This window comes from Pantoea sp. XY16 (assembly GCF_025153065.1).
GTDB classification, from domain to species: domain Bacteria; phylum Pseudomonadota; class Gammaproteobacteria; order Enterobacterales; family Enterobacteriaceae; genus Pantoea; species Pantoea alfalfae.
Genome location: NZ_JANZNP010000001.1, coordinates 187747 through 206279 on the forward strand (window position 1 = coordinate 187747; position 18533 = coordinate 206279).

Consider the following 18533-nt stretch of genomic DNA (forward strand, 5'->3'; position numbering starts at 1 on the left):
GGCGCTTGCGCCTCCCGTTTTTCTTATGCCCGGCAGGGGTGACGTCTGATCCAGCGCTCGCGCAGTTTGTCCCATCCCCAGTTGTAAGCCATGGTGAAGGGCAGGAAGAAGAGGAAAAAGGCCACTTCAACCAGGAAAGCTTCCCACAGGGTGATATCCAGCATCAGGGCGGCGATCGGCAGACCAATCAGGATAAATCCGCCTTCAAAGCCCAGCGCATGTAACACACGCACGCCCGGACCTCGTTTCTGGCCTGGCGCATAAATCCGATCAAACCCGCTGTTGTAAATCATATTCCATAGCATCGCGGCCGTAGAGAGCATAATCGCCAGCGATCCCATCTGAAACAGCGGTTTATTCATTGCCCATGCCGCCAGCGGCGAAACGGTCAGAATCGCCAGTGTTTCAAAGCAGACAGCATGAAGAATACGTTCTTTAAGTGAGCGGGTACGCATTTTTTGTTCTCCTTCAATAATACGGCGCATTTTCACATGTCAGAATGCTAAGATAAAATGAACACCTATCGAAAAAAGCGATGGAAAAAATGCGATACTCCCCGGAATCCCTTGAGGCTTTTATGCAGACCGTGGCGAGTGGCTCCTTTTCGGCGGCTGCGCGTGCGCTGGGTAAAAGTCAGTCCACCATCAGCGCAGCGGTGGCTAATTTAGAAGACGATCTCGGCTTTGCGCTGTTTGATCGAACGGGCCGTCAGCCGATCCTCTCCGAGCAGGGACGTCGCGTTGTTCCTCAGGTTCAGCAGATTCTGTCGGCCAGCGAGCGGCTGGATGCGCTGGCGATACGTCTGTCGCAGGGCGTTGAACCCCGGCTCAGTTTTGCCATGTCCGATTTCTGGCAAACCGATCATCATGAACATCTGCTCAGGCAATTTGATGCGCGTTATCCGGAGATTGAACTGGAAGTCATGATTGCTGAAGATGGTGATGTCCTTGATCTGCTGCAGGCCGGGCGGGTACATCTGGGCGTCGTGCGGGCGCAGCCCAATCTGCCGGTAGATATCGCAGTGGCGCGGCTGCAGGTTGAAGCGCAGATGGCGGTCTTTTTACATCGCGATCACCCGCTGGCACAGCCTGATACCCTGAGCGAAAGCGAACTGGAAGGCGTGCGACATCTGCGGCTTAACACCTGGGTTGAGGCGCATGAACCCGCGCCCATGGGTCGCATCTGGTCAGCGCCCACCTATTTACTGCTGCTGGAGATGGCGGAGCAGGGATTTGGCTGGACGATTCTGCCACGCTGGCTGGTGAAACAGTTTGGGCATGGCGTGCTGAAAGAGTTGTCGATGTCGGGCTGGCCACAGCACATCGCCGTTGAAGTTGTCTGGTCACGACGAACGCCGCCCGGTCCGGCGGGGCGCTGGATGATCGATCAGCTGTGCGCCCAGCCGCGTGTTTAGTCGTGGCGGGCGATATCCGCAAACGGTGCGTCCAGCAGGCGTGAAAGATCCTGAGGTGCCAGTTCAATATCCAGGCCTCGTTTGCCGCCAGAGATAAACATGGCGTCAAACGCGCTGGCTGAGTCATCGATTACCGTGGGCAGCCGTTTTTTCTGTCCCAGCGGACTGATACCGCCCACCAGATAGCCGGTCACACGCTGTGCCAGCTGCGGATCGGCCATATCGGCTTTCTTCGCGCCCAGCGCTTTTGCCACCTTTTTCAGGTCGAGCTGCGTCGATACCGGCGTAATCGCTACCGCCAGCTGTTTCGCTTCACCATTCAGCGCCACCAGCAGCGTTTTATAGACCTGGCGCGCATCAAGATTAAGCTTGCGGACCGCTTCGTCACCAAAATGCGTTTCGTTACTGTCATGTTCGTAAGGATGCAGCGTAAAGCTGACCTTTTGTTTTTCAAGTAATTTTACGGCGGGTGTCATACGTATTCCTTACTAAGAAAAATCTTATTACGCAGAATCATGGAAAAAGGTGGCGAAATTTTGTTCTTTGCGTAAAATTGGCCGCGCGCCAGCAATCTGATTGCTGAGCGATAACCAAAATCATAAACAAATTCCTCTTTGACGGGCCGATAAACTTATCGGCTCTCTTTTTTTCAGGGCTTCTTCAGCATCTCAGGCAGATTATCTTCGCCGTAAAGATGCAAAGCACCCACGGCCACCACATAGTTTCCCGCCGCTAACCCCTGCAGCCTGTCACACCACTGCGCATTACGCTGACCGATCAACGTATCATTCAGCGCCTGACTGAACGTCGCGGGCAGCGTGATTTCAGGCTGGCGTGGCGGTGTATCAAGCCACCAGCTCACCATCATCTGCAGCAGTCGTGCATTAGTGTGCCAGTGCAGCAGCGTATCCTGTAACAGCGCCATGCCATCATCCGGTAGCGCGGTTAGCAGGGCGATCTGCGCATCGGCACCTTCCAGTTCAATCACGGGTTTGTTCAGGCCTTTCGCTGCCTGCAACAGCTGATAATCAATGCCGTAGTCAGGCCGTAATCCCAGCCTCTGTGCCTGTTGCGCCTGTAACATCAGCGCCACCTGCCAGGCGGGCAGGTTATCCAGCAGGCTAAGCGTGAGACTCATCTCCTGACACAGTGCGGTAAGCGTTTGCATCGCGCTGCTCTCCAGTCGCTCTGAGAGCGCAGGACGATCGCCTCGGTGATCGAAGGGTGAGCCACCCTGCGTAATATCCGCTTCCACAATCAGCGCATCAGCCTGCTGCAACTGATGCAGCAGGCGAGCGGGCAACGGCTGCATATCGCGCGTTCCCATATGAATACTGCCCACCAGATGCAGTTGACGATTGCCAAGCCGGACATCTATCGCAGGCCAGCGGTAACTGGCGGGAAAAAGTTGGCTGATAAAGCCGCGCAGTGAGCGCCAGATATTGCCTGTCATTCCCGGTCCTTTGCGATTCAAAACCCCATGCTAGCGACTTCAGAGCGTTAAAAACAGCGCTGAAACGGCGATTACTGGCGCGGTGGCCGGTAACGCAGCAGGCGGTTAGCATTGCTGACCACGGTAATGGAGGAGAGCGCCATCGCCGCACCTGCAACAATCGGGCTGAGCAGGGTGCCGGTCAGCGGATAGAGCACGCCCGCGGCTACCGGAATACCGATACTGTTATAGATAAATGCGCCAAACAGGTTCTGCCGGATATTGCGCAGCGTCGCGGAAGAGAGCGCTAACGCATCTGCCACGCTGTTGAGATCGGCGCGCATCAGCGTAATTCCCGCAGTTTCTACCGCCACATCGCTGCCGCCACCCATCGCAATGCCCACATCGGCCTGCGCCAGTGCAGGCGCGTCATTGATGCCATCACCGACCATCGCGACGCGACGACCCTGCTGCTGTAGCTGTTCAATGGCCGCCGCTTTGCCTTCAGGCAATACGCCTGCAATCACTTCATCAATGCCGGTTTCGGCAGCGATGGCGCGTGCGGTATCTTCATGGTCGCCGGTCAGCATAATCAGGCGATAACCCTGCTGATGCAGTCGCTTAAGGGCTGCACTGCTTTCAGGACGTAGCTGATCGCGCAGCGCGATCAGCCCGGAGAGCTGACCCTGTTCAGCCAGCAACACCGGGGTGGCACCCTGTTGCGTCAGGCGCATAATCGCTGCTTCTGCCGCCCGGCAATCGACGCCGTTATCCTGCAACAGTGCAGCGTTACCCAGCAGCAGCGCTCTGCCATCCAGACTACCGCTGACCCCTCTGCCGCGTATTGTACGAAATTGCGCTAACGACGCTGGCTGAGTCAGTTTCGCTTCGGCGACAATCGCTTTCGCCAGCGGATGACCCGAGGCGAACTCCAGCGCAGCCGCGGTCGCTAATACCGATTCACGGCTGGCGTTCCCCCAGACCAGCACCTCACTGACCTGCGGCTTTCCGGCCGTCAGGGTGCCGGTTTTATCAAACACCAGGGTGTCGATCTGGCTGGCGCGCTGCAGCGCATCGGCGTCGCGGACCAGCACCCCCAGCTCGGCGGCACGGCCAACACCGGCAATAATCGACATCGGCGTCGCCAGTCCCAGTGCACAGGGGCAGGCGATAATCAGGACGGTTGTCGCAATCACCAGCATGTAGGCAATCTGCGGCTGCGGGCCGAACAGATACCACACCGCGCCGCTGAGCAGCGCAATCAATACCACCACCGGGACAAAAACGGCGGAGATGCGATCCGCCAGACGGCCCACATCGGGTTTGCTGCTCTGCGCCTGTCGTACCAGCCGGATAATGCGCGACAGGGTGGTGTGATTCCCGGTTGCCCGGGCGATAAATTCTACTGAGCCGTCCTGCACCAGAGTTCCGGCAAAGATCGCCACACCCGGATTTTTGCTTTGCGGCACCGCTTCGCCGGTGAGCATCGCTTCATCAAACCAGGCTTCACCCGTGATGATTTCGCCATCGACCGGCACCCGATCGCCGGTGACCAGGCGCAGCGTCATGCCGGGCTGGACGTCACTGACCGGGATCAGTCGGTCGCCCTGTTGATCGACCAGCCGCGCCTGGGCCGGTGTCAGATCAAGCAGTCGCTCCAGTGCCTTAGACGATCGCTGACGCGCCCGCTGCTCCAGTGCATGGCCCAGATTGATCAGGCCCAGAATCATCACGCTGGCTTCGAAATAAAGATGGCGAGCCTGCGGCGGGAAAAAGTCGGGCCACAACACCACGCTAAAGGAATAAATCCAGGCCGCGCCGGTGCCGAGTGCTACCAGCGTATCCATGGTAGCGCTGCCATTACATAAACTGCGCCAGGCGCTGCGATAAAAGTGGCTGCCGGTCACGACCATGATCAGCAGGGTCACGAGGCCCAGCGTCAGCCAGATGCCGTGGTTATGGTCGGTGAGCATCATGTTGTCGCCAACCATGCCCCAGATCATCAGCGGTACGCCAAAGGCTAAGGCGACAGCCGCCTGCCAGCTGAAACGCCGCATCGCGCTGCGGGCGCTGTGCTGCTGCTTTTCACGTCGCTCCTGCTCGTCATCCACCACCTGCGCGCCATAACCCGCGGCATCAACGGCAGCCACCAGCTGCTCAGGGTCAGCATCACCCAGCACCAGCGCACTGCGCTCGCCGAGATTGACCCGCGCCTGGCTGACGCCTGCGACCTGCTGCAGCGCTTTTTCCACCCGGCTCACGCAGCTGGCGCAGGTCATGCCTTCAATCAGCAGCATATGGGTGGGTAATGTTTTTTCTGCCGGATGAGAAGCGGTCTCCGTTGTCAGCGCCTCCGGCGGCGGCTCCGATGCTGTCAACGGTTCAGACTTTGGGGACGCGTCCGCCGTTTTCAGCGTCGCGTGATAGCCCGCCTGCTCAACAGTGGCGATCAGTGCAGCCGCATCCGCGTGACCGGAAACCTGCGCTTCCTGTTGGGTAACCTCGGCCTGGTCAACATCGTCGCGCTGCTCAAGTGCCTCTTTGACGCGTTTGACACAGTGGCCGCAGGACAAGCCGTCCAGTGCCAGAGAAATAGTGTGTGACATAATCAACTCCTCTTGTGATCCCATTTGACCAACTGGTCAGTTTCGATTCATGCTTAAGCATAAACCTTCCATCAAGGGGAAGGTCAAGGGGACGAAAATGAACATCAGCGATGTGGCGAAAAAGACCGGGCTGACCAGCAAGGCGATTCGTTTCTACGAAGAGAAAGGGGTGGTGACGCCGCCGTTGCGCAGTGAAAATGGTTACCGCCATTACGACGGTCACCATCTGGATGAACTGAACCTGTTACGTCAGGCGCGACAGGTAGGCTTTACGCTGGATGAGTGCCGCGAGCTGGTGGCGCTGTTTAACAATCCGTCGCGACACAGTGCCGATGTAAAAGCCCGCACTCTGCAGAAAGCCGATGAAATTGCAGCGCACATTGAAGAGCTGCATGCCATGCGCGCTCGTCTGCTGGCGCTGGCGGACGCCTGCCCGGGCGATGAGAGCGCAGAGTGCCCGATTATCAATAATCTGGCCGGGTGCTGCATTCAGCGTGGCTGAATTCGCAGCGTAATCCCCTCAATGCCGACCACGACGACCGGTGTGCCGGCAGGCAGATCCTGTTCTGCCTCAACCCGCCAGCTGCTATCCCCGATGCGTATGTGACCGGTGCGGTTATGCAGCGCGGTATCCAGCGTCAGCTGCAACCCGATCATCTGGCTACCGCGCTGGTTCAGGGCATTGGGCGTCTGATGCGTTTCACGGTGGCGCATCCAGCGATACCACAGAAAGACGCAAATCAGTGTCAGCACGGCAAATAGTGACCCCTGTGTCGTCCAGCTCACTGGCACCAGCCACTCAAAGATGCCGACAATAACTGCCGCCAGTCCGCTCCACAGCAGATAACCGCTGGTGCCCAGCATCTCAGCCGCCAGCAGTAATCCACCCAGCGTCAGCCAGAACCAGTGCGGATGCGCGATGATTTCCATCAGCATCAGCGTGTCGACTCGGTACGCGATTCCTTCAGCAGTTCACCGATGCCCGCGATCGACCCCAGCAGACTGCTCGCTTCCAGCGGCATCATCACGACTTTGCTGTTAGTGCCTTCACCGATTTTTTGCAGCGCATCGGTGTATTTCTGCGCCACGAAGTAGTTGATAGCCTGAATATCACCCGCCGCGATCGCTTCCGAGACCATTTTAGTGGCGCTAGCTTCCGCTTCAGCCTGACGTTCACGGGCTTCTGCCTGCAGAAACGCCGAGGTACGTTCACCTTCCGCTTTGAGGATCTGCGACTGCTTCTCCCCTTCAGCGCGCAGGATAGCCGCCTGTCGTACCCCTTCGGCCGTCAGAATATCGGCGCGCTTGGTTCGCTCTGCTTTCATCTGTGCATTCATCGCGCCGATAAGCTCCTGCGGTGGACGCACGTCGCGAATCTCGATACGGGTGATCTTAACGCCCCACGGGTTGGTCGCTTCATCCACGATATGCAGCAGACGGGTATTAATGCTGTCACGCTGTGACAGCATTTCGTCCAGCTCCATGCTGCCCAGCACGGTGCGCATATTGGTCATAGTGAGGTTCAGAATCGCCTGCTCAAGATTGCTGACTTCATAGGCGGCACGCGCCGGATCAACGACCTGAATAAAACAGACCGCATCGATGGTGACGTTGGCGTTATCTTTGGAGATGATCTCCTGCGAGGGAATATCCAGTACCTGTTCCATCATGTTGATCTTGCGACCGACGCGATCCATGAACGGCACGACCAGACTTAATCCTGGCTGTAGCGTGCGGGTATAACGGCCAAAGCGCTCAACCGTCCATTGAAAACCTTGTGGCACGATCTTGACGGTTGCCCAGACCGCTACCAGCGCCAGAATAATCAGGGCAGGAATGACAGTTATCATACAACCTCCGCATTGTCAGATTAACGGGCCGAGTCGCTTCGGCCCGTGGTGCTGCTGTTAGTACAGCAGGGAATAGAGCTGGCGACGATAACGCGCAGCCAGTGCATCGCCGGTTCCCAGCGCCGCCAGAATCTCCTGCAGCATTTTACGCGCCTGGCCATCTGCGGCATTGAGATCGGATTTCAGAAAGCTGAACAGCAGTTCCAGTGCTTCTTCATTGCGACCCACCTGATGCAGTTGTAACGAGAGTTTAGCAGCCAGCCCGGCGTTAGTCGGGGCCGCTTCCAGCTCGGATTGCAGCTGCTGAATCTCCGGCGTATCCGCAGCCTGTTTCAGCAGATCGATCTGCGCCATCAGGCTCTGATAACGGGTATCCTGATCCTGCAAAGGTACGACTTTTAGCACTGCTTCTGCTTCATCGCTGCGGTTCAGGGTAATCAGTACCTCTGCCAGCAGGAAACCGATCTCACTGGACTGGTTGCTCAGCTGCCACGCATCTTTTAATAGCGGCAGCGCCTCCAGAGGTTTATCTTCCTGCATCAGCACCATCGCCTTCTGCGCTTTCAGCTCTTCTTCACGCGGCAGGACTTTTTCCAGCAGGGCGCGGATCGCCTCTTCCGGCTGCGGTCCCTGGAAACCGTCAACCGGCTGACCATCCTGGAACAGGTAGACGGTCGGGATTGAACGCAGACCAAACTGCGACGCGACTCTTTGCTCTTTGTCGCAATCGAGTTTTGCGAGAATAAACTGACCCGCGTACTCCTGCGCCAGACGCTCCAGCACAGGTGTCAGCTCCTGACAGTGCTGACTGCGCTCAGACCAGAAGTAGAACAGCACCGGCAGCTGCATCGACTGCTCAAGGGTCTGCTGCAGGTTAGATTCGTTGATGTCGATGATAGAAGCGTGTGGTGACATGGATAAGTCTCTTTGCAAAAAGTGTTCTAAGAATATGGGGCCAACTGGCCCGGCTTCAAGCGCTATTGCGCATGGCTGATTAATGGCTGCGCAAAATGCGATCCAGCATCCAGCCTGGCAGTAACCGTTTCAGCAGGCTCATGACGTGTGCGATCAGCGTCACCGGATAGCGCAAACGTGGATGTTTACTCTCGAGTGCGTGACGAAGCTTAGGCAGAATGGCTTCCGCTGGCAGGGTAAAGCGTGCCGCGATGCCCGGGTTACGCACCGGGTTATGCTGTTCCCCCTGCGTCACATTGTCGGTAAAGCGAGTCTCAATCGGGCCAGGTTCAATCAGGCTGACCCGGATGCCGCTATTGCGCACTTCGAGCCGCAGCGCATCGCTCCAGGCTTCCAGTGCATATTTGCTGGCGGCATAGGCACCCCGGCCAGGCGTGGAGATCAGTCCCAGTACCGAGCTGGTATTCACAATGCGGCCATCGCCGCTGGCCTGCAGCGCCGGCAACAGTCGCAGCGTCAGCTGATGGACGCCAAAAAAGTTGCTGGAAAACTGCTGCTCCAGCTGCTGACGGGTGAGGGTTCGCAACGGGCCATACAGACCAAATCCGGCGTTGTTGAATAGCGCGGCCAGACGGTTATCGCAGAGCGCGAGCACCGTGTCCGCTGCCCGATCGACACTCTGCGGATCGTCGAGATCGAGCTGCAGGCCCGTATAACCCAGCGTGTTCATGCGGGCGACATCGTCGGCTTTTCGGCAGGCGGCGATCACCTTATAACCGCGCGCCAGCAGATCGTGCGCGGCGACCAGGCCAATCCCGCTGGAACAACCTGTAATCAGAATGGTTTTTTGCATTTCTTTACCCTTTTTGCGCATCCAGGCGCGCTACGGCTGCTTAACTAAGGGAGCCAGTTCTTTTGCCATTAATCCGGCGATAAATGGCTGTGCATCAGGATTGGGATGTATGCCATCCTGCTGCATCCACTCGGGTTTCAGATAGACCTGCTCCATGAAAAAGGGCACCAGAGGAATATCATGCTGCTGCGCGAGTCCAGGGTAGATGCCGCTGAACGCCTCGGTGTAGCGGCGGCCATAGTTGGCGGGCAGACGGATCTGCATCAGCAGCGGCTTTGCATCGGCAGCTTTGACATCGTCGATGACTTTACTCAGATTCTGCGCGATAGCGTCAGGCGGAAAACCGCGCAGACCATCGTTACCGCCCAGTTCGATTAACACCCATTGCGGCTGATGCTGTTTTAATAGTGCAGGCAGGCGCGCCAGTCCCTGTGCGGCAGTGTCGCCGCTGATGCTGGCGTTGACTACTTTTGGTTTCTGCTGCCACTGCTTATCAAGCAGGCTGGGCCAGGCAGCGGTGGCAGACATGCGATAGCCTGCGCTCAGGCTGTCGCCCAGCACCATCAGGGTATCTGCAGCAGCAAGACGCGACACCATCAGAAGAATCAATAACAGGAAGGGATAATGCCAGCGGAAAACATTGTTGAAGTTCATCATCTTACTAAGTCCGTCGGTCAGGGAGAGCATCAGTTAACCATCCTTACCGGAGTTGAGTTGGTTGTCAAACCAGCCGAGACCATTGCGCTGATTGGCGAGTCCGGCTCCGGCAAGTCAACCCTGCTGGGAATTCTGGCCGGGCTGGACGATGGCAGCAGCGGCGAAGTTCATCTGCTGGGGCAGCCGCTGCACCAGATGAACGAAGAACAGCGTGCGGCTCTGCGTGCCCGTCAGGTCGGCTTTGTGTTTCAGTCATTTATGCTGGTGCCGACACTGAATGCACAGGAGAACGTCCAGCTGCCATCACTCCTGCGCGGTGACAGCGACCGCCAGAGTCGCGAACAGGCACGGGAACTTTTGACGCTGCTCGGGCTGGGTGAACGTCTGCATCATCTGCCCGCTCAGCTGTCAGGCGGCGAACAGCAGCGTGTCGCGCTGGCTCGCGCCTTCAGTGGTCGTCCGGGTCTGCTGTTTGCCGATGAGCCGACCGGCAACCTTGACCGCAAAACCGGTGATCGCATCGCCGATTTGCTCTTTTCCCTTAATCGCGACTTCGCCACCACGCTGATTCTGGTGACGCATGACGAGCAACTGGCGGCGCGCTGCGATCGTCGCCTGCGGCTGCGCGACGGAAAATTGTGGGAGGAGCAATGATCTGGCGCTGGTTCTGGCGCGAGTGGCGTTCGCCCTCGCTGCTGATTGTCTGGCTGGCCCTGACGCTGGCGGTGGCCTGCGTGCTGGCGCTGGGGTCGATCAGCGATCGCATGGAAAAAGGGCTGAATCAGCAGAGCCGTGATTTTATGGCTGGTGACCGCACGCTGCGTAGCACCGATGCTGCGCCCGAAGCCTGGCTGGAAAAGGCGCGGGAAACCGGCCTGACGGTCAGTCGTCAGCTCACCTTCATGACCATGACCTTTGCCGACCAATCACCGCAGCTCGCCTCGGTAAAAGCAGTGGATGACCGCTACCCGATGTTTGGCACGCTGCAGACGCAGCCGCCGGGACTGAGGCCGCAGGCGGGTACTGCGCTGGCGGCACCGCGCCTGATGGCGCTGCTGAATCTGAAAGTGGGCGATACGCTGGAAGTCGGCGATACCCAGCTGCGCATCAGCGGGGAGATAATCCAGGAGCCGGATGGTGGCTTTAACCCGTTTGAGATGGCACCGCGTCTGCTGATCAATCTGGCGGATGCTGGCAAAACCGGTGCGATTCAGCCAGGCAGCCGTATTACGTGGCGCTATAAATTCTCCGGTAATTCCGAACAGCTGGCCCGCTATGACCGCTGGATTGAACCGCAGCTGAAGGCGGACCAGCGCTGGATCAGCGTGGAGAACTCGGAAGATGCGCTGGGCCGTTCGATGCAGCGCGCGCAGCAGTTCCTGCTGCTCTCGGCCTTACTGACGCTGATGCTGGCGATTGCGGCCGTGGCGGTTGCCATGAGTCACTATTGCCGCAGCCGTTACGATCTGGTGGCGGTGCTGAAAACCCTGGGCGCGACGCAGGGTGCGTTGCAGCGGTTGATCATCGGCCAGTGGCTGGCGGTGCTGCTGCTGGCGGCGATTGCCGGAGGCGTTGTGGGGCAGGGCGTGGAAGCGATCCTGATGGCCATGCTGAAACCCGTGTTGCCCGCCAGCTTACCGGCGGCCAGCGTCTGGCCGTGGATCTGGGCGGTGGGATCGCTGTTTGTCATTTCGCTGCTGGTGGGTTTGCGTCCCTATCGTCTGCTGCTGGCAACGCAGCCGCTGCGCGTGCTGCGGCGCGATGCAGTGGCAAATCTCTGGCCGCTGAAAATCTATATCCCGGTGATGATCGCGGTGGTCGTCACGCTGTTAGCGTTGCTGGTCGGGGGCAGTAAAATGCTCTGGGCGCTGCTGGCAGGTGTGGTGGTGCTGGCGGGATTACTGGCGTTACTCGGCTGGGGAACCCTGTTGCTGCTGCGTCGGCTGGTGGTGCGCAATCTGGCGCTGCGACTGGCGATCAACCGGCTGCTGCGCCAGCCCGGCATGACGCTGAGCCAGCTCGCGGCCTTTTCGCTGTCGTTTATGCTGCTGGCGCTGTTGCTGGTGATGCGCGGCGATCTACTGGATCGCTGGCAGCAGCAGTTACCGGCAGACAGCCCGAATTTCTTCCTGCTCAATATGACGGCGGATCAGGTGCCGCAGGTGCGCGATTTCCTGCAAGCGCACCAGATCAAACCCGAAACCTTCTATCCGATTGCGCGGGTGCGGCTTAGCGAACTCAACGGCAAACCGGCCGATCCGAAACGGGATAATGCCCTGAATCGCGAACTCAACCTGACAGAGCTGGCCGAGCGCCCGGATCACAATCCGCTGGTCGCTGGCAACTGGCCGCCGAAGGCCGGTGAAGTGTCGATGGAGGTAGAACTGGCGGATCGTCTGGGGCTGAAGCTCGGTGATACGCTGACGTTCGACGGCGATACGCAGACCTTCAGCGCCCATATTACCAGTCTGCGTAAAGTGGACTGGGAAAGCCTGAAGCCGAATTTCTTCTTTATCTTTCCGCCAGGTGCGCTCGACAGTCAGCCCCAGACCTGGCTCACCAGCTTCCGCATGGAGGCGAATCCTGTACTGCTGGCGCAGCTGAACCGTGCTTTCCCGGCGCTGAGTCTGCTGGATATCGGCAGCATTATGCGGCAGATCGGTCAGGTGCTGACGCAGGTCAGCCGGGCGCTGGAGATCATGGTGGTGCTGGTCACGGCCTGCGGTGTGTTGCTGCTGCTGGCGCAGATTCAGGTCGGGATGCACCAGCGTCGGCAGGAGCTGGTGGTCTATCGCACGCTGGGTGCCGGTAAACGCCTGCTACGCACGACGCTGTGGTGTGAGTTTGCGCTGCTCGGCGTGGTTTCCGGCGTGGCGGCCGCGATGGGGGCAGAAGCGGCGCTGTGGGGATTACAGACGAAGATTTTCGACTTCCCATGGCAGCCTGACTGGACACTGTGGCTGGCATTGCCGTTGTGTGGCGCGCTGCTGCTGTCGCTGTGCGGCGGCTGGCTGGGGATACGGTTACTGAAAGGAAAGGCGCTGTTCAGGAAGTTTGATGCGGCGTAAAGCAGGGCTGGAATAAGGCGGCACCAGGCCGCCTTTGACCTTTATTCAGACTGCACCCGTAACCTGCAGGCGGATTACGGGAAACTACAGCTTTTCAACGGCCCAGGCGATACCGCTGGCGTACTCTTCCGGTAGCTGAGGCACCAGCGCATTTAGCGCGGCGCTGAGCCGCTCTGCATCGCTGTCGTTCAGATTGAGGTGGCCCACCTTACGACCCGGACGCACCTCTTTGTCATACCAGTGCAGATGCACCAGCGGCTGTTGCAGCCAGCTGAGATTCACGGCAGTGCCGATCAGATTCACCATGACCGACGGCGCAAACACCACCGGCTGCGGTAATGCCAGGCCAAGAATGGCGCGCAGATGCAGCTCAAATTGGCTGATAGACGCGCCGTTCTGCGTCCAGTGACCACTGTTATGCACACGCGGTGCCAGCTCATTGATCAGCAACCCGGCTGGCGTCACAAAACACTCCATCGCCATCACGCCAACGTAATTCAGCGCCTGCATGATCGCGCTCAGCATCGTTTCGGCCTGCTGCTGCTGTGCCGGATCCGCCTGCGGAAACGCCACGCTGGTGCGCAGAATGCCGTCCTGATGCAGGTTATGCGTCAGTGGATAGAACACGACCTTGCCATCGTGACCGCGCGCGCCGACCAGTGACACTTCACCGGAAAAGTTGATGCCCTGCTCAACGATACACTCGCCATAACACGCATCCGGCAGCTGGTCAGTTTCATCAGCACGCAGACGCCACTGACCCCGTCCGTCATAACCACCCGTGCGGCTTTTCACAATTGCCAGCTCGCCCAGTGAATCAAACACCGCTGGCCATTCGCTTTTGTCCGCCAGCAACTGCCACGGCGCGGTAGCGAGCCCCAGTTGATCCAGTAGCTGTTTCTGCGTCAGGCGATCGGCCAGACGTGGGAAAATATCACGGTTAACAAAAGCCGGATGGCTCGCCAGTTCACGCGTCAGCGCGGTCTCCGGCCAGCGTTCGATTTCGGCGGTAATCACGCTATCGGCGATCGGCAGGGCGGCAGGATCGGCATCCAGGCCTACCGGATAGACCGCAATGCCCAGCGGTTCACCCGCCTGACGCAGCATACGACCTAACTGGCCGTTGCCCAGTACGCAAACCGGCTTCATGCATCCACCCGCGGATCGGGATGGTTCAGCACCTCATCGGTCTGAGTCTGACGCCAGGTATTCAGGCGTGACGCCAGCGCGCTGTCATGCAGTGCCAGAATCTGCGCGGCCAGCAGGGCGGCATTAGCTGCACCCGCTTTACCAATTGCCAGCGTACCGACCGGAATACCGCGCGGCATCTGCACAATCGAATAGAGGCTATCGACGCCGCTCAGGGCCGCACTCTGCACCGGCACACCCAGCACCGGCACCAGGGTTTTTGCTGCCAGCATTCCCGGCAGATGCGCCGCGCCACCTGCGCCAGCAATAATCACCTGATAACCGTTGCCGGCTGCCGTTTCGGCAAAGCTGAACAGTTTATCCGGGGTGCGGTGCGCAGAGACCACTTCAACATCAAAAGGGACGTCCAGGCTGGAAAGGATTTCAGCGGCGAACTGCATGGTGGCCCAGTCACTTCTGGAACCCATAACAATGGCGATGCGGGCCGGGGCGTTGGATGACATGCGGTCAACTCCTGTGAATAAACAAACAGACCTGGCCGGGCGGACAGGTTTTGAAGGGCACCGAGAATAGCATGAGAAGCACGCAAGGAAAACGGTTGCGTCAGGCTAAGGTTGGGGAGTTAACCGCAGATTAAAAGTCGAAATGGATAAGCTGAATGCCGCTTGCGTCGAGCTGGATCATGGAACCCCGGCTGTGCCAGGCACCCAGCACTGCGCGTTGTGCGGTTTCACCTTTTAAGTTCAGCGTATGAATCGCCGGGCGATGCGTATGGCCATGGATCAGCAAAGGCACCTGCTGGCGCAGCATTGCGGCGGCCACAGCATCCTGATTCACATCCATAATGGTCTGGGATTTATGCTGGTTGGCCTGTTTACTGTCGGCGCGCATCCGGGCGGCGATGCGTTTACGTATCCACAACGGCAGCGCCAGGAAGAGCCGCTGAATCCAGGGATTATGCACGTTGGCCCGAAAACGCAGGTAACCCGCGTCGTCAGTGCAGAGCGTATCGCCGTGCATGATCAGCAACCGATGGCCGTAGAGCGTCAGCACCTGCTCTTCCGGCAGCAGCGTCATGCCGCAGGCCTGCGCGAAGCGTCGGCCAATCAGGAAGTCGCGATTGCCATGAATAAAGTAGACGGGAACCGGCAGGGCGCGCAGGGCGCGGGCAATCTGCTGATGCAGCGGATTGGGGTCGTCGTCGCCAATCCAGGCTTCAAACAGATCGCCGAGAATATAGAGCGCGTCGCAGTGGGGCGCTTCGCGCTGTAAAAAATGCAGAAAACCGGCGGTAATCGCCGGTTCTTCCTGACACAGATGGAGATCTGCGATAAACAGCGTGCGGGACATTACTCGCTGACGGTCACTTTCTGGATAACGACGTCATCTTTTGGCACATCCTGATGCATGCCGCTGCGGCCGGTAGAAACGGCTTTGATCTTCTCGACCACGTCCATACCTTCAACCACTTCAGCGAATACGCAGTAGCCCCAGCCCTGAACGCTTTCGTCACGGAAGTTCAGGAAGTCATTGTCAGCCACGTTGATGAAGAACTGTGCGGTCGCAGAGTGCGGCGCAGAGGTACGTGCCATTGCCAGCGTACCTTTAGTGTTTTTCAGACCGTTGTTCGCTTCGTTCTGGATTTCATCTTTGGTCGCTTTCTGCTTCATGCCCGGCTCGAAGCCGCCGCCCTGAATCATAAAGCCGTTGATGACACGGTGGAAAATGGTGTTGTCGTAAAAACCTTCACGGCAGTAATCCAGGAAGTTCTGTACGGTTGCCGGCGCTTTATCATCGAAAGTTTTGATTACGATATCGCCATGGTTCGTCTGGAAAGTTACCATTTTTGTTGTCCTGTAAAGGTTGTGATCAGTTGCCGGGATCGCGCTGTTAACTGGCGTACCCCTTTTAGTCGACCGTTCTTATATCATAATTTCCAATGACGCGTCAGCAGCACGGCGCAGTTGGCTTGCTTTGCGTCGCGCGAGCGATAAAAATACGGCACAATGTCTGGATACTTAAAAAAGCCAACCACACGCGAAAACGGAACCGTTCAATGCTTAAGATTTATAACACCCTGAGTCGACAGAAAGAGGAATTCAAACCCATTCATGCCGGTAAAATCGGGATGTATGTTTGCGGCATCACGGTGTATGACCTCTGTCACATTGGTCATGGGCGGACGTTCGTGGCGTTTGACGTGGTGGCGCGCTACCTGCGTTACCTCGGTTATCAGCTTAACTATGTACGTAACATCACCGATATTGATGACAAAATCATCAAACGCGCCAATGAGAATGGCGAGAGCATCGAAACGCTGACCAACCGTATGATCGGCGAGATGCACAACGACTTCGCCGCGCTGGGCATTCTGCCACCTGATGAGGAACCGCGCGCCACCCGTCACATCGCTGAAATCATCGAGCTGGTGGAAACATTGATCGCTCGCGGTCATGCCTATGTGGCAGATAACGGCGACGTGATGTTTGATGTACTGAGCGACACCGATTATGGCGCGCTGTCGCGTCAGGATCTGGAGCAGCTGCAGGCGGGCGCACGCGTTGAAGTCGCTGATGTGAAACGCAATCCGATGGACTTCGTGCTGTGGAAGATGTCTAAAGCGGATGAGCCCGCCTGGTCATCACCGTGGGGCAACGGCCGTCCTGGCTGGCACATTGAGTGCTCGGCGATGAACTGCAAACAGCTGGGCACGCATTTCGATATCCACGGCGGCGGTTCAGACCTGATGTTCCCGCACCATGAAAACGAAATCGCCCAGTCGAGCTGCGCTCATGACGGTCCTTACGTTAACTACTGGATGCACTCCGGCATGGTGATGGTTGACCGCGAGAAGATGTCGAAATCGCTCGGCAACTTCTTCACCGTACGAGACGTGCTGCAACATTATGATGCGGAGACGGTGCGTTACTTCCTGATGTCCGGTCACTATCGCAGCCAGCTTAACTACGGCGAAGATAACCTGAATCAGGCGCGCGCGGCGCTGGAACGCCTTTATACCGCGCTGCGTCACACCGACAGCAGCGTTAAAGCGCACGGCGGCGAAGCGTTTGAAGCGCGTTTCCGCAGCGCTATGGATGATGATTTCAATACCCCGGAAGCCTACTCGGTGCTGTTCGATATGGCGCGTGAAGTGAACCGTCTGAAAAGCGAAGACGGCGCGTCAGCGCATGGTCTGGCGTCGAAGCTGCGCGAGATGGCTAACGTGCTGGGTATTCTGCAGCAGGATCCTGAGCTGTTCCTGCAAAGCGGCGCGCAGGTTAATGATGAAGAGGTTGCCGAGATTGAGCATTGGGTGAAGGCCCGTGCCGATGCGCGTGCTGCGAAAGCCTGGGCAGAAGCGGATATCGCGCGCGACAAGCTTAACGCGCTGGGGGTCATCGTCGAGGATGGGCCACAGGGCTCCAGCTGGCGTCGAAAATAAACCGGAGAGGGCGAGCAATCGCCCTTTTTTATTATGGCGATTGAACAGATTCAGATCCGCGGTTTCCGCTCAATACGTAACCTGACGCTGTCACTGCAACAGCTGAATGTGGTGAGCGGTCCCAACGGCTGCGGTAAATCCAACCTCTACAAAGCGGTGCGACTGCTGCACGAGGCGGCCAGCGGTCGTCTCGCGCTGGCACTGGCTGACGAAGGCGGCATTCAGAAAGCGATGTGGGCAGGCGGATTGCGCCGGGACGATTGCCGACACGATCCGAAGCGGCTGGAGCTGGCCGTGGTGATGGATGATATGGATTACCAGCTGGAGATTGGCTTTCCCGAGCCGCTGTCGACCAGCCTGTTCAATCTTGATCCGCTGGTGAAGCAGGAGCGGCTCTGGCTCAGCGGCCAGCGTCGTCGTCATTCTGCCTGCCTCATGCAGCGTGAAAATCAGACCGCCTTTCTGCATAACGTTGAGGGCGATCGCGTCGCCTGGCCGGCGGTGCTGCATCCGGAAGAGTCGCTGTTTGGTCAGCTTAGCGAACCCCATCGCTACCCGGAGCTTTCCCAGCTGCGCGAACGGCTGCTGCAGTGGCGCTTCTACCATGAGTTCGCCGTCTGGCCTGGCTCACCGATTCGTGCGCCGCAGATTGGCGTGCGTGCGCCCGTGCTGAGCCATGATGGCAGTAATCTGGCCGCGGCCTGGGCAACCATCGTGGAGCGCGGTCATTCAGAGCTGTTGTTTGAGGTGATGGCGCAGGCGTTTCCTGACAGCCAGTTTGACGTCGAAGTGCAGAACGGCCGCTTTCAGATGCTGATGTCCCGCCATGGCATTCTGCGTTCGCTGGAGAGTGCAGAGTTTTCAGATGGCACGCTGCGTTTTCTGTGTCTGGTTGTGGCGCTGCTCAGCCCGCGCCCGCCCGCCTTTATGGCGCTGAATGAGCCGGAAAACAGTCTGCATGAAGATCTGTTGCCTGCGCTGGCGCGCTTAATCGCCGAAGCCAGTCAGTACAGTCAGCTCTGGATCACCAGCCATTCACCCCGGCTTGCAACGCTGATTGCGCGGCATACGGCGGTGAATCATATTGCACTGGAACAGCGGGAAGGAGAGACGCGTGTGGCGGGGGAAGCACTGCTGTGACAGCGTC

The 18533-nt window shown here is 58.3% G+C and carries 19 protein-coding genes; 6 read left to right on the forward strand and 13 right to left on the reverse strand.

What is annotated here, in order from left to right; all coding sequences use genetic code 11:
- Positions 1–23 precede the first annotated feature (23 nt).
- Positions 24–455 (reverse strand): multidrug/biocide efflux PACE transporter, encoded by a 432-nt coding sequence (locus N1689_RS00935; protein ID WP_161731985.1) that lies wholly within the window; start codon positions 453–455, stop codon positions 24–26.
- 89 nt (positions 456–544) lie between these two features.
- Here N1689_RS00935 and N1689_RS00940 point away from each other — a divergent pair, with 89 nt between their 5' ends.
- Entirely contained in the window at positions 545–1414 is an 870-nt protein-coding gene (locus tag N1689_RS00940; RefSeq protein WP_161731987.1) for a LysR family transcriptional regulator, read from the forward strand.
- Here the strand turns inward: N1689_RS00940 and ybaK are convergent.
- The 3 genes from ybaK to copA all read right to left on the reverse strand — a co-directional run bounded on the left by ybaK (position 1411) and on the right by copA (position 5452).
- Positions 1411–1890, reverse strand: a complete 480-nt coding sequence (gene ybaK, locus N1689_RS00945; protein ID WP_033731793.1) for a Cys-tRNA(Pro)/Cys-tRNA(Cys) deacylase YbaK — start codon at positions 1888–1890, stop codon at positions 1411–1413. The two genes, N1689_RS00940 and ybaK, sit on opposite strands and share 4 nt — an antisense overlap.
- A 173-nt stretch (positions 1891–2063) precedes the next feature.
- Entirely contained in the window at positions 2064–2867 is an 804-nt protein-coding gene (locus tag N1689_RS00950) for a TraB/GumN family protein (RefSeq protein WP_161731991.1), read from the reverse strand.
- Positions 2868–2938: 71 nt separating this feature from the next.
- Positions 2939–5452 (reverse strand): copper-exporting P-type ATPase CopA, encoded by a 2514-nt coding sequence (copA, locus tag N1689_RS00955; protein WP_253421239.1) that lies wholly within the window; start codon positions 5450–5452, stop codon positions 2939–2941.
- 97 nt (positions 5453–5549) lie between these two features.
- On the opposite strand from copA, the gene cueR reads away from it, so the two are divergent.
- The gene (cueR, locus tag N1689_RS00960) at positions 5550–5954 is read left to right on the forward strand and encodes a Cu(I)-responsive transcriptional regulator (RefSeq protein WP_161731995.1); all 405 of its coding nucleotides are present in this window, start codon (positions 5550–5552) and stop codon (positions 5952–5954) included.
- Here cueR and N1689_RS00965 read toward each other — a convergent pair.
- From N1689_RS00965 to tesA, 5 genes are all read right to left on the reverse strand, one after another.
- Positions 5942–6388 carry an NfeD family protein gene (locus N1689_RS00965; RefSeq protein ID WP_222924402.1) on the reverse strand — a complete coding sequence of 149 codons (447 nt, stop codon included), beginning with the start codon at positions 6386–6388 and terminating at the stop codon, positions 5942–5944. The genes cueR and N1689_RS00965 overlap by 13 nt on opposite strands.
- A complete protein-coding gene (locus N1689_RS00970; RefSeq protein ID WP_260057646.1) occupies positions 6388–7302 on the reverse strand; it encodes an SPFH domain-containing protein in 915 nt (304 codons plus the stop codon). The genes N1689_RS00965 and N1689_RS00970 overlap by 1 nt, the downstream gene beginning before the upstream one ends.
- Positions 7303–7359: 57 nt before the next feature.
- On the reverse strand, positions 7360–8217 hold the full coding sequence (locus tag N1689_RS00975; RefSeq protein ID WP_260057647.1) for a co-chaperone YbbN: 858 nt from the start codon (positions 8215–8217) through the stop codon (positions 7360–7362).
- Positions 8218–8296: 79 nt separating this feature from the next.
- Positions 8297–9070 (reverse strand): SDR family oxidoreductase, encoded by a 774-nt coding sequence (locus tag N1689_RS00980; protein ID WP_161732003.1) that lies wholly within the window; start codon positions 9068–9070, stop codon positions 8297–8299.
- 30 nt (positions 9071–9100) lie between these two features.
- Positions 9101–9727: a multifunctional acyl-CoA thioesterase I/protease I/lysophospholipase L1 gene (gene tesA, locus N1689_RS00985; protein ID WP_202604849.1), complete on the reverse strand. Its 627-nt coding sequence runs from the start codon at positions 9725–9727 to the stop codon at positions 9101–9103.
- On the opposite strand from tesA, the gene ybbA reads away from it, so the two are divergent.
- Positions 9695–10381, forward strand: coding sequence for a putative ABC transporter ATP-binding protein YbbA (gene ybbA / locus N1689_RS00990; RefSeq protein WP_010259059.1), 687 nt, complete (start codon positions 9695–9697; stop codon positions 10379–10381). The two genes, tesA and ybbA, sit on opposite strands and share 33 nt — an antisense overlap.
- Positions 10378–12795 (forward strand): putative ABC transporter permease subunit YbbP, encoded by a 2418-nt coding sequence (ybbP, locus tag N1689_RS00995; protein WP_260057649.1) that lies wholly within the window; start codon positions 10378–10380, stop codon positions 12793–12795. The genes ybbA and ybbP overlap by 4 nt, the downstream gene beginning before the upstream one ends.
- Positions 12796–12879: 84 nt before the next feature.
- Here ybbP and purK read toward each other — a convergent pair whose 3' ends face one another.
- From purK to ppiB, 4 genes are all read right to left on the reverse strand, one after another.
- The gene (purK, locus tag N1689_RS01000; protein WP_161732005.1) at positions 12880–13944 is read right to left on the reverse strand and encodes a 5-(carboxyamino)imidazole ribonucleotide synthase; all 1065 of its coding nucleotides are present in this window, start codon (positions 13942–13944) and stop codon (positions 12880–12882) included.
- Entirely contained in the window at positions 13941–14447 is a 507-nt protein-coding gene (purE, locus tag N1689_RS01005) for a 5-(carboxyamino)imidazole ribonucleotide mutase (protein WP_161732007.1), read from the reverse strand. The genes purK and purE overlap by 4 nt, the downstream gene beginning before the upstream one ends.
- A gap of 130 nt (positions 14448–14577) precedes the next feature.
- Positions 14578–15294 carry a UDP-2,3-diacylglucosamine diphosphatase gene (lpxH, locus tag N1689_RS01010; RefSeq protein WP_253421243.1) on the reverse strand — a complete coding sequence of 239 codons (717 nt, stop codon included), beginning with the start codon at positions 15292–15294 and terminating at the stop codon, positions 14578–14580.
- Entirely contained in the window at positions 15294–15788 is a 495-nt protein-coding gene (gene ppiB / locus N1689_RS01015; RefSeq protein ID WP_013357047.1) for a peptidylprolyl isomerase B, read from the reverse strand. The genes lpxH and ppiB overlap by 1 nt, the downstream gene beginning before the upstream one ends.
- 212 nt (positions 15789–16000) lie before the next feature.
- Here ppiB and cysS point away from each other — a divergent pair, with 212 nt between their 5' ends.
- Together cysS and N1689_RS01025 are read left to right on the forward strand one after the other, a co-directional pair.
- The gene (gene cysS / locus N1689_RS01020; RefSeq protein WP_033782242.1) at positions 16001–17386 is read left to right on the forward strand and encodes a cysteine--tRNA ligase; all 1386 of its coding nucleotides are present in this window, start codon (positions 16001–16003) and stop codon (positions 17384–17386) included.
- A 33-nt stretch (positions 17387–17419) separates the two neighbouring features.
- A complete protein-coding gene (locus N1689_RS01025) occupies positions 17420–18526 on the forward strand; it encodes an AAA family ATPase (protein WP_260057650.1) in 1107 nt (368 codons plus the stop codon).
- Positions 18527–18533: the final 7 nt, after the last annotated feature.